General features: G+C 56.4%; 11 protein-coding genes. 5 read left to right on the forward strand and 6 right to left on the reverse strand.

The window, feature by feature from the left end; all coding sequences use genetic code 11:
* Positions 1–18: 18 nt before the first annotated feature.
* Together ACR0NM_RS13090 and ACR0NM_RS13095 are read left to right on the forward strand one after the other, a co-directional pair.
* Positions 19–1125 (forward strand): mandelate racemase/muconate lactonizing enzyme family protein, encoded by a 1107-nt coding sequence (locus ACR0NM_RS13090; protein WP_480615085.1) that lies wholly within the window; start codon positions 19–21, stop codon positions 1123–1125.
* Between the two features lie 107 nt (positions 1126–1232).
* Positions 1233–2354 (forward strand): aminotransferase, encoded by a 1122-nt coding sequence (locus tag ACR0NM_RS13095; protein WP_480615087.1) that lies wholly within the window; start codon positions 1233–1235, stop codon positions 2352–2354.
* Here the strand turns inward: ACR0NM_RS13095 and ACR0NM_RS13100 are convergent.
* The 5 genes from ACR0NM_RS13100 to ACR0NM_RS13120 form a co-directional block, all read right to left on the reverse strand.
* Positions 2351–3433, reverse strand: a complete 1083-nt coding sequence (locus ACR0NM_RS13100) for a sn-glycerol-3-phosphate ABC transporter ATP-binding protein UgpC (RefSeq protein WP_170392556.1) — start codon at positions 3431–3433, stop codon at positions 2351–2353. The two genes, ACR0NM_RS13095 and ACR0NM_RS13100, sit on opposite strands and share 4 nt — an antisense overlap.
* Before the next feature lie 3 nt (positions 3434–3436).
* Positions 3437–5092 carry an alpha-glucosidase gene (locus ACR0NM_RS13105; protein ID WP_480615089.1) on the reverse strand — a complete coding sequence of 552 codons (1656 nt, stop codon included), beginning with the start codon at positions 5090–5092 and terminating at the stop codon, positions 3437–3439.
* A gap of 9 nt (positions 5093–5101) precedes the next feature.
* Complete coding sequence (locus tag ACR0NM_RS13110; protein WP_170392558.1) at positions 5102–6250, reverse strand: carbohydrate ABC transporter permease; 1149 nt, start codon at positions 6248–6250, stop codon at positions 5102–5104.
* Positions 6251–6262: 12 nt separating this feature from the next.
* Positions 6263–7270 (reverse strand): carbohydrate ABC transporter permease, encoded by a 1008-nt coding sequence (locus tag ACR0NM_RS13115; protein WP_170402173.1) that lies wholly within the window; start codon positions 7268–7270, stop codon positions 6263–6265.
* A 65-nt stretch (positions 7271–7335) separates the two neighbouring features.
* Positions 7336–8691, reverse strand: a complete 1356-nt coding sequence (locus ACR0NM_RS13120) for an ABC transporter substrate-binding protein (protein WP_170512843.1) — start codon at positions 8689–8691, stop codon at positions 7336–7338.
* Positions 8692–8905: 214 nt separating this feature from the next.
* On the opposite strand from ACR0NM_RS13120, the gene ACR0NM_RS13125 reads away from it, so the two are divergent.
* Complete coding sequence (locus ACR0NM_RS13125) at positions 8906–9937, forward strand: substrate-binding domain-containing protein (protein ID WP_170420435.1); 1032 nt, start codon at positions 8906–8908, stop codon at positions 9935–9937.
* A gap of 1 nt (position 9938) precedes the next feature.
* The gene (locus ACR0NM_RS13130; RefSeq protein WP_480615091.1) at positions 9939–11258 is read left to right on the forward strand and encodes a GH1 family beta-glucosidase; all 1320 of its coding nucleotides are present in this window, start codon (positions 9939–9941) and stop codon (positions 11256–11258) included.
* A gap of 34 nt (positions 11259–11292) precedes the next feature.
* Here the strand turns inward: ACR0NM_RS13130 and ACR0NM_RS13135 are convergent, their stop codons facing one another.
* Positions 11293–11832: a ZrgA family zinc uptake protein gene (locus ACR0NM_RS13135; protein ID WP_170513516.1), complete on the reverse strand. Its 540-nt coding sequence runs from the start codon at positions 11830–11832 to the stop codon at positions 11293–11295.
* Positions 11833–12063: 231 nt separating this feature from the next.
* On the opposite strand from ACR0NM_RS13135, the gene ACR0NM_RS13140 reads away from it, so the two are divergent.
* On the forward strand, positions 12064–13332 hold the full coding sequence (locus ACR0NM_RS13140; RefSeq protein ID WP_480615093.1) for an imelysin family protein: 1269 nt from the start codon (positions 12064–12066) through the stop codon (positions 13330–13332).
* Positions 13333–13442: the final 110 nt, after the last annotated feature.

Genomic DNA, 13442 nt, shown 5'->3' on the forward strand with positions numbered 1-13442 from the left:
CGTCGAGGTGAAACCAAAATGAAAATTACCGGGATTTCTGTCTTTCAAATCGACCTGCCATTGGAGCATCCATACTGGCTGTCAGGCGGGCGATTGAAGTTTGAGAAGCTGGATGCGACGCTGGTCAAGATTGAAACCGACAAAGGGCTTGTTGGTTGGGGCGAAGGCACGCCCTGGGGGCATACCTATGTACCCGCCCACGGCCCCGGCATACGGGCCGGGATCGAGACGATGGCACCGTTTGTTCTTGGCCTCGACCCGCGGCGAGTTCTGGATGTTGAACGCGCGATGGATCAGGCCCTACCCGGACATCTCTACGCCAAAAGCCCGATTGACACGGCGTGCTGGGACATAGCCGGTCAGGTTGCTGGTCTTCCGATTGCTGATCTGATGGGGGGAGGGTCGCGTACGCCGCGCCCAATCGCATCCTCCGTAGGAGCCAAGACAATCGAAGAAACCCGCGCCGTCATCGAACGATACCGGCAGCGCGGCTATATCGCCCATTCCGTCAAAATCGGCGGCGATGTGGCCCGTGATATCGCCCGAATCCGTGACATGGAAAGCCTGCGCAATCCCGAAGACATCATCCTCTATGACGTCAATCGCGGCTGGTCGCGGCAGCAGGCATTACGCGTGATGAGTGCGGTCGAAGACCTCAATGTCATGATCGAACAGCCTTGCGAAACACTGGATGACATTGCCGCGATCTCAGGCAAACATGCTTCGCCTGTTTCCGTTGATGAAAGCCTTGTGACCCTTCAGGACGCGACGCGCATAGCCCGCGATGGCATTGCCGAAATATTTGGCATCAAGCTCAACCGGGTCGGCGGGCTGACCAAAGCGGTCCGAATGCGCGAAGTCGCGCTGGCGCATGGGATCGACATGTTTGTAATGGCAACCGGTGGTTCTGTGCTGGCGGATACCGAAGCGCTGCATCTGGCAGCGACAATTCCGGATGTGAATTGCCATGCTGTCTGGGCCTGTCAGGACATGATCACCGTCGATATCGCCGGTGGGCGTGGGCCGAGAAACGTGGATGGCCACCTGCATCTACCCGAAACACCCGGCCTTGGCGTTCACCCAGATGAAGATGCGTTGGGTGATCCTGTGGCGATCTACCGGTAACGATACGCGCCTCTTGTGCAAGTTCGATGACGGTCATCTGCCGAGGTTGACCTTGCCGCTTCGCCATGGGAACGATGCGCGATGGCTTAGTCGAACAGGATAGCGCGATGAAGATCGAACCCTTTGGCGTCGAAATTTGGATGGATGAATGGGAAACCCGCTGCGCCTATAACCTTGCAGAGACTTGCGTCGAGAGCCTGAGTATCGCCGAGCTTTTGAAGCTTTCCGGCAAAAACTCGGATGATCTGTCTGAATTGCTTGGGATGAAGATGACCTATGGCGCGATCCGGGGCTCGGACCGGCTGCGCGATGCGATTTGTAATCTATATGACCAGCAAAAGCGTGAGAATGTCATCGTCACCCATGGCACGATCGGTGCCAACATGCTGGTCCACAAAACGCAGGTCGAGCGCGGCGACAAGGTGGTGGCCGTCGTGCCCACCTATCAGCAACACTATTCCATCCCTGCCAGCATCGGCGCGGAGGTGACGCAGATCCATTTACGGGCCGAGAACGCTTATTTGCCCGATCTTGAGGAGCTGCGCGCCGCCGTAACTCCGAGCACCAAACTGATTGCCATCAACAACCCCAACAACCCAACCGGTGCGGTGATGGATCGCGCGTTCCTGCTTGAGATCGTCGAAATCGCACGCTCCGCTGAAGCATGGTTGCTGTGTGATGAAGTCTATCGCGGTACCGGGCAAGAAGGTTCGGGCATGACGGATGCGGTTGCAGATCTTTATGAGAAAGGCATTTCAACCGCGGGCATGTCCAAGGCGTTTTCGCTGGCAGGGCTGCGACTGGGTTGGATTGCGGCCAACCCAGAACTGATCGAAGCGGTTTCGATCCATCGGGACTATGACACGATCTCGGTCGGCATGATCGACGACCATTTCGCGGCGCTTGCGCTGGAAAACCACGACAAGGTTCTGGCGCGCAGCCAGGCCATTACGCGCGGCAACCTCGCCATGCTGGAAGAATGGGTCGAAAGCGAGCCCAAAATCAGCTGGGTCAAACCCAAAGCAGGAACAACTGCGCTTTTGCATTACGATGTCGACATGCCCTCGCGCGAGTTCTGTGTGAAACTGCTGCGGGAAACCGGCGTGATGTTCACGCCGGGCTCTGCCTTGGGTCTCGAAGGCTGTGTTCGGATCGGTTACGCCAATACTCCGTCGATCATTCGCGAAGGGCTGGAAAAAGTTTCCACCTTCCTTGCGAAGCTCGACTAGCGCCTCATCGACTGGCCGTTGTGGAACAGATGCACCTTTTCGGGTGCCGCCGTGACCGAGACGGTTTTTCCTCGCAGATTGCGCTGAACACCAGGTAGTTTTGCAATCACGGCCTCCCGTCCATCCGGGACTGCAAAGTAAAGCAGCGTGACCTCACCCAAAGCTTCGGTGAAATCCACCAAGCCGGAATAAATTGGTGTTCCATCAGTGATATTTAAGTCCTCAGGCCGGACACCGATATTGACCTTTTTGCCTTCGTCAGCGGCATCCGTCGGGATTGATGAGATTGCCACGCCGCCATCATCCAGCGTGACGGTTGTTGTCTCTCCTGTCGCGGTAATGGTCCCGGGCAGCAGGTTCATTGCTGGTGAGCCGATGAACTGCGCGACAAACTCGTTATCTGGCGTCTCATAGAGTTCCAGCGGCGTGCCAACCTGCGCAACTCCCTTATTGGCCAAAACCACAATGCGGCTGGCGAGTGTCATCGCCTCGACCTGATCGTGGGTGACGTAAATCATCGTGCTGTCGGGCATCGCCTCTTTCAGGCGTGCAATCTCGATCCGCGTCGCCACGCGCAGGGCAGCGTCGAGGTTCGAAAGCGGCTCGTCGAACAAATATACTTTGGGGTCGCGCACGATGGCACGACCGATGGCAACGCGCTGGCGTTGTCCACCAGACAATGCCTTGGGCAGGCGATCCAGCAGGGGTTCAAGCTGTAGAATCTGGGCCGCGCGCTCCACGGCGGCATCAACCTCAGCGCTCGGCATCTTCGCGATCTTGAGCGCGAAGGCCATGTTTTCGCGCACCGTCATATGCGGGTAAAGCGCATAGGACTGGAACACCATCGCGATGCCGCGTTGCGCAGGTGGCACATCGTTCACCACCTGCCCTTCGATCTCAAGCGTACCGCCAGTGATCTTTTCAAGGCCCGCGATCATCCTCAGCAAAGTGGATTTTCCGCAACCTGACGGGCCGACAAAGACAATCAGTTCGCCTTGCTCGATCTCGAGATCGATATGTTTCAGAACATCGACCGGACCATAGGATTTGGCCACATCCGTAAGCTTGAGTTCCGACATGGTTTACCTCTTTTCCCGAGCCAATAGACAGAATTGAGCGGCATCCAGCGTCACGTTGCTTTCCCCGCGAACGCCGCCCAACTCCTCCCCGATCACTTGCCAGTCACCTTCTGGCAGGGTCACGCCAACCGGACAGTCACCCAGATTGAAGGCGCAGAAGACCTGCTCGGCTTCATCCTCTCGGGTGAAGGTTAATACCGAACCGATTTGTGACATCCCTGTCTGCGCGCCGGACATCAGCGCTGAGTGCGCATGACGCAATGCAATCGCATGGCGGTAGTGGTGCAGCATCGACGCTGGATCTCTTTCCAACCGATCCACCGCCCGCTCGGCCTGCGCAGCGCTGACTGGCAACCAGGGACGGCTCGTGCTGAACCCGGATTGTTCGTCCTGTGCGGCCCAGACCATCGGAGTACGGCAGCCATCGCGACCTTTGAATTCCGGCCAGAATTCAATACCATAGGGGTCTTGCAAATCTTCGAACGCAACATCTGCCTCGGGCAGGCCCAGTTCCTCACCCTGATAAAGACAGGCTGAGCCACGCAGGCACATCATCAGAACGGCGTGCTGCCGGACAGCTGCATCGTCCAAACCCCAACGCGAAGCATGGCGTTGCACGTCGTGGTTTGAGAAGGCCCAGCATGGCCATGCATCACCCGCCTTGTCCTCAAGCTGGTCAAAAACCTGCTTTGCGTAAGCTGCCGTCAAAGCCCGCTTTTCGAGGAACTCGAAAGCATAACACATGTGCATCCGTTTATCGCCGCTGGTGTATTCGCCCATAATCTCAAGCCCGCGCTGCGCGTCGCCGACCTCACCCAGACAGGCGCGGCCCTCGTATTCGTCAGTCAGGGCGCGTAGCCTTTCCAGGAAGGCGATATTCTCGGGCTGACTTTTGGAATAGAGGTGATCCTGATGGTTATACGGGTTCACCATCGGCGCAATTGATGAGTTCCTCTGATCCATCGGCAGGCCCGGATTGTCACGTAGCTGGGCGTCGTGGAAATAGAAATTGATGGTGTCCAGACGGAAGCCGTCGACCCCCATATCCAGCCAGAAGCGCGCCACATCCAGCAGGGCATCCTGGACACCCTTGCAATGGAAGTTCAAATCTGGCTGCGAAGTCAGGAAGTTGTGCAGATAATACTGCAAACGCCGCGCATCCCACTGCCAAGCCGAACCGCCAAAAATCGATAACCAGTTATTCGGAGGTGTCCCGTCAGGCTTGGGATCGGCCCAGACATACCAATCGGATTTCGGATTATCTCGGCAGGTGCGGCTTTCACCAAACCACGGGTGCTGATCTGAGGTGTGGGATAGCACAAGATCGATCATCACCTTCAGTCCGTGTGCATGGGCCTCATCTAGCAACTCTTTGAAGTCCGCCATAGTGCCGAACATTGGATCGACATCGCGGTAGTCGCTGACGTCATAGCCGAAATCCTTCATCGGAGATTTGAAGAACGGCGAAATCCAGATTGCATCAACCCCTAGCGAGGCGATGTAGCCTAGCCGCTGGGTGATACCCTTTAAGTCTCCGATCCCGTCACCGTTGCTGTCCTGAAAGCTGCGCGGATAGATCTGATAGATCACCCCGCCCCGCCACCAATCTGACGCCGACTTGGTTTTTTCGAATGCTGTCGCGTTGGTCTGCACGTTCATCACACGCCCTTATTTTACGGAACCGGCCAGCAAGCCGCGAACCAGATATTTCTGCATTGCAAAGAAGACTGCCAACGGCACCGCGATTGAGACAAACGCCGCCGTGGCCAAGATTTCCCAGTTACCGCCCCGCGTACCCAGCAGCTCGACGATACGGTTGGTCATTACCGTTGTCTGGCCGCTGGCATCGATCAGGAAGACTTTGGCAACCAACAGATCGTTCCATGTCCAAAGGAACTGGAAGATCGCAAAGGATGCCAGTGCCGGAAAGCTAAGCGGCAGGATCAACTTGGTAAAAATCTGAAACTCGGTTGCGCCATCTACCCGGGCGTTCTCAATCAGGTCACGAGGCAGCCCGGCCATGTAGTTACGCAATAGGTAGATCGCCAATGGCATCCCGAACCCGGTATGGGCCATCCAGACCCCCAGGTATCCTTTGCCGATCCCGATATTGAGATGCAGTTTCAGCAACGGGATCAGCGCCAGCTGCAATGGCACCACCAATAGGCCAACCACCGCAGCGATCAGCAGGGCACGCCCCGGGAAATCCATCCATGCCAGCGCGTAAGCCGCAAATGCTGCGACAAGAATCGGGATAATCGTCGCCGGGATCGTCACCGTCAGGGTATTGAAGAACGCCTTGCCCATACTGTCGGAACTGCTTTCGTTGAACAGAACATGGGCATAGTTTTCCAAGGTGAATTCAGGCGGCAGAGTAGTCGTCACAAACACGCGAGGGCCGCGCTTGCCCGAAAACTCTTCTGCGTTTTCCATCCGATAGTCACCGTTGGCCTGAACCGTGATCGTCCCGCCACGACGAAGCTCAGCCGTTTCGCCCGGAGCAAAGGCATCAATCGCACGGGAATTCACACCCCATCGCGAAATGTCCGAGGCCCGATCACCATCGAAGATATTGCCTTCGATCACATAGAGACCATCCTGCAGAACCTGCGTTTCCGGCGCAGCCGCGCGCAGAGTCAGGTTCTGTTCCGACGGGAAGAGCGCCCGCCACCAGCCGCTGCTGGAAATCTGGTCCGCCGTTCTGAATGACGAGATCAACAAACCGAGTGTTGGGAAAACCCAAAGCACCACAAGCAGCACAACCGAGGCGTGAACGACCCATCTAAGGGCTGGGCGGGTTCCTGCAATATCGCTCATAACCCCGTCCTCCTACTGCATTTCTTTGCGCGCATTGCGCACGTTCCAGATCAGGATCGGCGTCACCAGCAACATGATCACCATGGCGGATGCCGATCCCACGCCCCAGTCATTGGCGCGGAACATCTTGTCGTACATGTAATTGGCCAGAACCTGCGTCTCCCACTGGCCGTTGGTCATCGCAAAAACGATGTCAAAGACCTTGAGGACCACGATGGTGATGGTGGTCCAGACCACCATGATCGTGGTTTTGATCTGCGGCACTTTGATCTTGAAGAAAATCTGGAACGGATTGGCCCCGTCCAGAATGGCGGCCTCGATGGTCTCTTCCGGGATGCCGCGCAGCGCGGCGGACAGAATGACCATGGCAAAGCCAGTTTGTATCCAGACCAGAACGATCATCAGGAAGAAATTGTTCCAGAAAGGCAGGGTCAGCCAAGTGTGCGTTTCGGTTCCACCAAAGAAGATGTAGATCGCGTTCAGGACGCCGATCTGATCCTGATCGGCCGGACGCGCATCATAGACCAGTTTCCAGATTACCGAGGCGCCAACGAAAGAAATCGCCATCGGCATAAAGATCAACGACTTGGCGACGTTACCCCAGCGGATGCGATCCGTCAGCTGCGCCACGAGCAGGCCAAATGCGGTGGACATGGCAGGTACAACAATCAGCCAAAGCATGTTGTTGCGCATCGCCTCCCAGAATTTCGGCTCGGCTACCATCTGGGTATAGTTGTCAAAACCCGCCCATTCATATCCGCCTCCGGCTACGCGATCAGTCAGCGACAGGCGCAGCGTCTCAAACACCGGATAGGCAAGATAGACCCCAAGGGCGAGGATCGCGGGAAGCAGAAACAGCCAGGGCCGGATCATATTCGCGCGGTTGATATTGCGACCCGCGTTCGGTCCACGCGCAGGGAACAGGACTTTATCCAGAAATTGGTTGGACAGGTAGAAATAGCCCACGCATCCCGACACACCGATTACGATTGTTAGCAGGCCCTGAATTGCCGGATTCATGGCGTCCTCTCCCTTGCTAGGGTTTCGGGCAACCTGATTGAAAGGTTGCCCGAAGGTTCAGCGGATTACTTGATTGCGTCCCAAGATGACTGGATTTCGCCGGTGACTTCTTCGGCGGATTTCCCGCCAGTATAGTCAACCATGCCGGTCCAGAACGTACCCGCACCCACGGCGCCCGGCATTAGGTCCGAGCCGTCGAAGCGGAAGGTGGTCGCGCCCAGTAGAATGTCACCCAGACCGCGCAGAGTATCATCCTTATAGGCTTCGGTGTTCACGCCCTTATGCGGGGTCAGGAATCCGGTTTGTGCCATCATGACTTCATGTGCAATCGGTTGCTTGAGGAACTCCATGAACGCGCTGGTCGCATCCGATGGATTGCTTACCGCCATCAGAGTACCGCCACCCAGAACCGGGTTACCCAAGTCCTTGTCTGCGAAAGACGGCATGTAAAAGAAATCTGCATCCAGGCCGAACTCGACATCTTCGGGGAAGAAGGCCGGAACAAAGGACGCCTGACGGTGCATGTAGCACTGGGGCGGCGATGAGAACATGCCTTTGGGGCTGTCGCGGAAGTCAGTCGAGGCGACAGCATCTGACCCACCCGAGACCTTGGCGTCATCACGCGCGAACCAGCCAAACTCTTCGATTGCGGCGATAACGCGCGGATCATCAAACGGAATCTCGTTTGTCACCCACTGGTCGTAAACCTCGGGCGGCTGAGTCCGCAGCATCATGTCTTCAACCCAGTCGGTCGCGGGCCAACCGGTGGCGGCACCCGATCCCAGGCCAATGCACCACGGGGTTTCGCCATCGGCGACGATCTGCTCGGTCAGGGCCTTCAGTTCTTCCATGCTCGTCGGCACTTCGTATCCGGCATCCTCGAAGTTTTCCGGGTTATACCAGACCAGAGACTTGACGTTCACATTGTAGAAGAAGCCATACATCTGGTCATTGCCGTCGGCGTCTTTGTAAGTGCCAAGATCAACCCAGGAATCGCCAGCCGCATAATTGTCACCAACCCAGGCCGCCATATCTTCACCCAGCGGTGTCAGCTGCCCTTTGGATGCCATGATCGCCGCCAGTCCTGGCTGCGGGAAGACCGCGATATTGGGGGCTGATCCTGCCTCGGCATCGATAACGATCTGCTGCTCGAAACTGTCGGAACCGGTATAGATCACATCTGCGCCAGTCGCCTCTTCGAAATAGGCAATCATGTTGTTGAAGTAACCGTCTTCCGGGGTCAGCCACGGACCAAAAATCGTGACCGTCTGACCGCTCAGATCCGGGGCGCTTTCGGCCCAGGCATTATAGCTGTCCCAGTTGAACGGCCCCTCGCCCGGCGCGAAGACCAAATCTTGTGCTTGTACCGACCCGGCCAGCAGAGCGATCGCCGCCGCACCCGAATAAAGTGCGTGTCTCATGAGTTCTCCTCCCAATATTTTCGGCGCAAACGAGATTCGTTTTCAAAGCGCTTTGGATGCCGTACTTTATCCGCTAACATTCAGACCCTGTCAATATCTCGCCTACTAACACCTAAAAAACTGCCATTCTAAGACATTCTCTCGAAACATGTTGACTGAGCCAGGTTTTCACAACAAAACAAATGGGCATCAATTTGAAGGCGCTTTGAGTAAAATGAACCTAAAGCAACTCTCTGAGATCCTCGGCCTTTCACAAACAACCGTCAGCCGCGCGCTGAACGGTTACCCGGAGGTCAGCGAAGGGACGCGCATCCGGGTTCAGGCTGCTGCGAACAAGCATGGTTACCGCCCCAACAGCCGCGCCAAGGGGCTGGCGACAGGGCGGTCTATGGTCATCGGCCATGTGATTCCCACCTCGTCCCGGCACGAAATGGTCAATCCGATTTTCGGAGATTTTGTGGCAGGCGCAGCCAAAACCTATGCGGCGAACAATTATGACATGATGTTCACGCACGCGCCGGACACATCAATTGAAGAATCCTATCGCAGCCTGTTCAATCGGGGTGTCGTAGACGGCGTGGTCCTGCAAGGCCCCAAGGTACGAGAGCCGCGCATCTCTGTGTTATCGCGCCTCGGCGTACCCTTCATTGTTCATGGCCGGTCGACCTACGCCAAAGAGCCATATGATTGGATCGATGTGAACAATCAGCGTTCATTCGAACGCGCTACTCGGTTTTTGATCGATCTGGGCCATCGGCGCATCGCCTTGATCAACGGGCTCGAGGAAATGGATTTCGCGCGTCGGCGGAGGAACGGCTATCTGGCGGCGCTCAAAGAAACCGGGATCTCGCCTGATCCACACCTGCTGCGCAGCGCCGAGATGACCGAGATTTATGGGCATCAGACAGCCTGCGACATGCTGAAGCTCGACGACCCGCCAACAGCAATTTTGGCCTCTTCGATTATCTCTGCGGTTGGAATCCGGCGCGCACTTGAAGAACGCGACCTGAAAATGGGGCGCGATATCTCGGTGATCGCTCATGATGATGAGTTGTCTTACATGCGCAATGGTATGGATGTTCCAATTTTCACCGCAACGCGCTCGTCGGTCAGACACGCGGGCGAGGTGGCTGCCGAAATGCTGATCGAGCGGATCAACGCTCCGGATGACCCACCCAAAACGCGCTTGCTGGAGGCTGAACTTGTCGTCGGCAGCTCGACGGGGCCAGCCCCACAAAGGATGTGATATGAAGTACAAACGCGCAGATTTCCCGCCAGATTTTCAGTTTGGCGTGGCGACGTCGGCCTATCAGATCGAGGGACACGCCAATGGGGGCGCAGGCAAGACCCATTGGGACAGTTTCGCTGCAACTCCAGGTAACGTCGCCAATGCGGAAAACGGAGATTTGGCCTGCGATCACTATAACCGGTTCGAACAGGATCTGGATCTGATCCGGAGCGCAGGCTTCGACTGTTACCGGTTTTCAACCAGTTGGGCGCGCGTGCTGCCCGAAGGGCGCGGACCGATCAATCAGCAAGGCTTGGATTTCTATGATCGCCTGACCGATGCGCTGATTGAACGCGGCATCAAACCCTGCGCAACGCTGTATCACTGGGAACTCCCGTCACCACTCGCCGATCTGGGCGGTTGGCGAAACCGGGATATCGCGAATTGGTTTGCAGACTTCACCGAGATCATCATGGGCCGCATAGGCGATCGGGTGTTCAGCGTCGCACCTGTCAACGAGCCTTGGTGTGTAAGCTGGCTGAGCCATTTCGAAGGCCAACATGCCCCCGGCTTGCGCGACATCCGGGCAACCGCGCGCGCGATGCATCATGTATTGCTGGCCCATGGCCGCGCAATCGAAACTATGCGCGGATTGGGCATGTCGAACCTTGGCGCAGTGTTCAACCTTGAATGGGCGGAACCTGCTGACGACAGCGATGAGGCACAGACTGCGGCGGCGCTTTACGACGGGATTTACAACCGCTTTTTCCTGGGCGGCGCTTTCAAGAAATCCTACCCTCAAAATGTTCTGGAAGGATTGGAGCCGCATCTGCCGGACAAGTGGCAGGATGATTTCGACACGATAGCTGCACCTGTCGATTGGTGTGGGCTCAATTACTATACGCGCAAGTTGATAACGCGCGCAGATACGTCTTGGCCTTCCTTCACCGACGTCCCTGGCCCCTTGCCAAAAACGCAAATGGGGTGGGAAATTGATCCGGCAGCCCTGTCCCGTTTCCTGATCCGGACCGCGCAAGAGTATACTGGGGACCTGCCTATCTACGTGACCGAAAATGGCATGGCGAGCGCAGAACGTCAAAACGACGCTGACAGAATTGACTACTTGAACCAGCATCTTGCCGAAGTGTGTAATGCCCTGGACCACGGCGTTCCGATCAAGGGATATTTCATCTGGTCCCTTCTTGACAATTACGAGTGGGCGCTGGGATATGAAAAACGGTTCGGGCTGGTCGATGTAGATTTCGAGACGCTGGAAAGAAGGCCAAAGGACTCCTACCGCGCGTTGCAGGCCGCATTGGTCCGGGATCAGTCTGGTTGACCGTCAAGCTTTGCTACTGCGGGCACACGCCGGTTCAGTTTGGCACCTTCAAATGTGGCGTTTGGCGTTCCACCGTAAGGTTCTGTGTGGCCGAGGATGATGTCAGCTCAACAAACAAGCGCTCGGCGCGCGCAAACCGTTCGAAATAGGTGAACTGGATTGAAGTCACTAACGACGGCTCCTGACACTGCACTAGATAGTCGGCCTGAAATTCGGTGTGATGCGCGGCATTATCGCTGACTTGCCCCTCATCCTGAACGAAGACATCACCAACAAGCGCGACATTGGCCGTTGCAGTCACACACCCCGCTTCAGGCGGCACCTCAAAGATCTCAAGCGGTTTAGAAAGGTCCGAGATTGCGACGGCAACATCCGCCCTCTCATCTTCGTTCTCGGCAGTGTGCTCGAACCCAACAATATCTACGCCTGGCACTTCAAGCGTCAGGCTAAATCCGGTTTCAACAAATGAAATTGCCATATGACCCGCGCCATGAGTATGCGCTTCGATGGCGGTCTCTGCCTGCGCCATCAGCGCGGCTGGTATTAGCGCAAGAACAACGGCCGCGCGTTTCATTCTGTTCACCATTAACCAAACAAACCGTAGGGCATTTTAATACAATTGCGCCTCAGCGCAATGTTCGCCGGGTGCCTCGGGCTCCCCAGATATGGTTAGTCAGAAATGGGAATAATACCTGACAATAAAACTCAGGTTGACATTACTGACTATTTCTCTAAGAAATTGCCGCATCCAGCCCCGCTGCGTCTGCCGGGGTCCGAATCCCGCTAAGAAAGAAAAGTGTTCCACATGACCAGATTGTTCAACGCGGCCAGTGCCCTGACCTTGTGTATCGCAAGTACAGCTGTCGCCGAGGCCCCGTCCAAAGCCGATGTTCTGACCACATATTCCAATATCGCCGAAGCCAAATATGACGACAGTCTGATTGCAGCAAAGAAACTGCAAGCTGCCGTCAACGCCCTCATTGCTGACCCGTCCGATGCCACTCTGAACACAGCCCGTGCCGCATGGATCGCCGCGCGCGTGCCGTATCAGCAGACCGAGGTTTATCGCTTTGGCAACGCCATCGTCGACGATTGGGAAGGCAAGGTGAACGCATGGCCTCTGGACGAGGGCATGATAGATTATGTGGATTCCTCCTACGGAGGCCCCAGCGATGAGAACGAGTTTGCGGCGCTGAACGTCATCGCCAACCCCAGCTTTGATCTGTCTGGCGAGACCATCGACGCAAGCGAAATCACCCCTGCCCTGCTGTCGGATACGCTGCACGAGGCTGACGGGATCGAGGCGAACGTCGCCACCGGCTATCACGCCATCGAATTCCTGCTGTGGGGCCAGGACCTGAACGGCCACGGCACGGGCGCAGGAAGTCGTCCTTATACCGATTATCTAGTTGGTGACGGCTGTACAGGTGGCAACTGCGATCGCCGCGCCCAGTATCTGAAAGCGGCAACCGATCTGCTGATCAGTGATCTGGAATGGATGACTGCCCAGTGGACCGAAGATGGTGACGCACGTGCCGCTCTTGCCGCAAATGAAACTGCTGGCGTTAGTGCGATCCTAACCGGCATGGGTTCGCTGTCCTACGGCGAGCAGGCGGGTGAGCGTATGCGCCTCGGCCTAATGTTGAACGACCCCGAGGAAGAGCAGGACTGCTTCTCGGACAACACCCATAACAGCCATTACTATGACGGCCTGGGCATCCAGAATGTGTATTTGGGCAGCTACACCCGCATCGATGGCACGCCTGTTTCGGGTGCATCCCTATCGGATCTGGTGACCGCAGCCGATCCGACGCTTGATACAGAGATGAAAGCCAAGCTGGCCAACACCATGCTGGCGCTAGGCCGTATCAAATCAACCGCCGAAGCGGGTTTTGCGTATGACCAGATGCTGGAACGCGGCAATGAAGGTGGCGAAGCGCTGATTATGGGTGGCGTCAATGGACTGGTCGATCAGACCAAGACCATCGAACGCATCGTGACCGTGCTGGAGCTTGACCAGATCGATTTCGAAGGCTCGGACAGCTTGGATAACCCTGACGTGGTATTCCAATAGGCATCATGGCCGGGCGCATTTTTAGTGCTCTCGGCCTTTCTCAACATCGAGTGTGGCGTCTTAGCACTGGACGCGCCCTCAATAACCAACTATTTCACTCGGAAATAGCA

This window comes from Ruegeria sp. AF2 (genome assembly GCF_056542025.1).

Coding starts and splice junctions, on each gene's coding strand:
- ACR0NM_RS13090 (WP_480615085.1), top strand. CDS start 19: ATGAAAATTACCGGGATTTCTGTCTTTCAAATCGACCTGCCATTGGAG.
- ACR0NM_RS13095 (WP_480615087.1), top strand. CDS start 1,233: ATGAAGATCGAACCCTTTGGCGTCGAAATTTGGATGGATGAATGGGAA.
- ACR0NM_RS13100 (WP_170392556.1), bottom strand. CDS start 3,433: ATGTCGGAACTCAAGCTTACGGATGTGGCCAAATCCTATGGTCCGGTC.
- ACR0NM_RS13105 (WP_480615089.1), bottom strand. CDS start 5,092: ATGAACGTGCAGACCAACGCGACAGCATTCGAAAAAACCAAGTCGGCG.
- ACR0NM_RS13110 (WP_170392558.1), bottom strand. CDS start 6,250: ATGAGCGATATTGCAGGAACCCGCCCAGCCCTTAGATGGGTCGTTCAC.
- ACR0NM_RS13115 (WP_170402173.1), bottom strand. CDS start 7,270: ATGAATCCGGCAATTCAGGGCCTGCTAACAATCGTAATCGGTGTGTCG.
- ACR0NM_RS13120 (WP_170512843.1), bottom strand. CDS start 8,691: ATGAGACACGCACTTTATTCGGGTGCGGCGGCGATCGCTCTGCTGGCC.
- ACR0NM_RS13125 (WP_170420435.1), top strand. CDS start 8,906: ATGAACCTAAAGCAACTCTCTGAGATCCTCGGCCTTTCACAAACAACC.
- ACR0NM_RS13130 (WP_480615091.1), top strand. CDS start 9,939: ATGAAGTACAAACGCGCAGATTTCCCGCCAGATTTTCAGTTTGGCGTG.
- ACR0NM_RS13135 (WP_170513516.1), bottom strand. CDS start 11,832: ATGAAACGCGCGGCCGTTGTTCTTGCGCTAATACCAGCCGCGCTGATG.
- ACR0NM_RS13140 (WP_480615093.1), top strand. CDS start 12,064: ATGACCAGATTGTTCAACGCGGCCAGTGCCCTGACCTTGTGTATCGCA.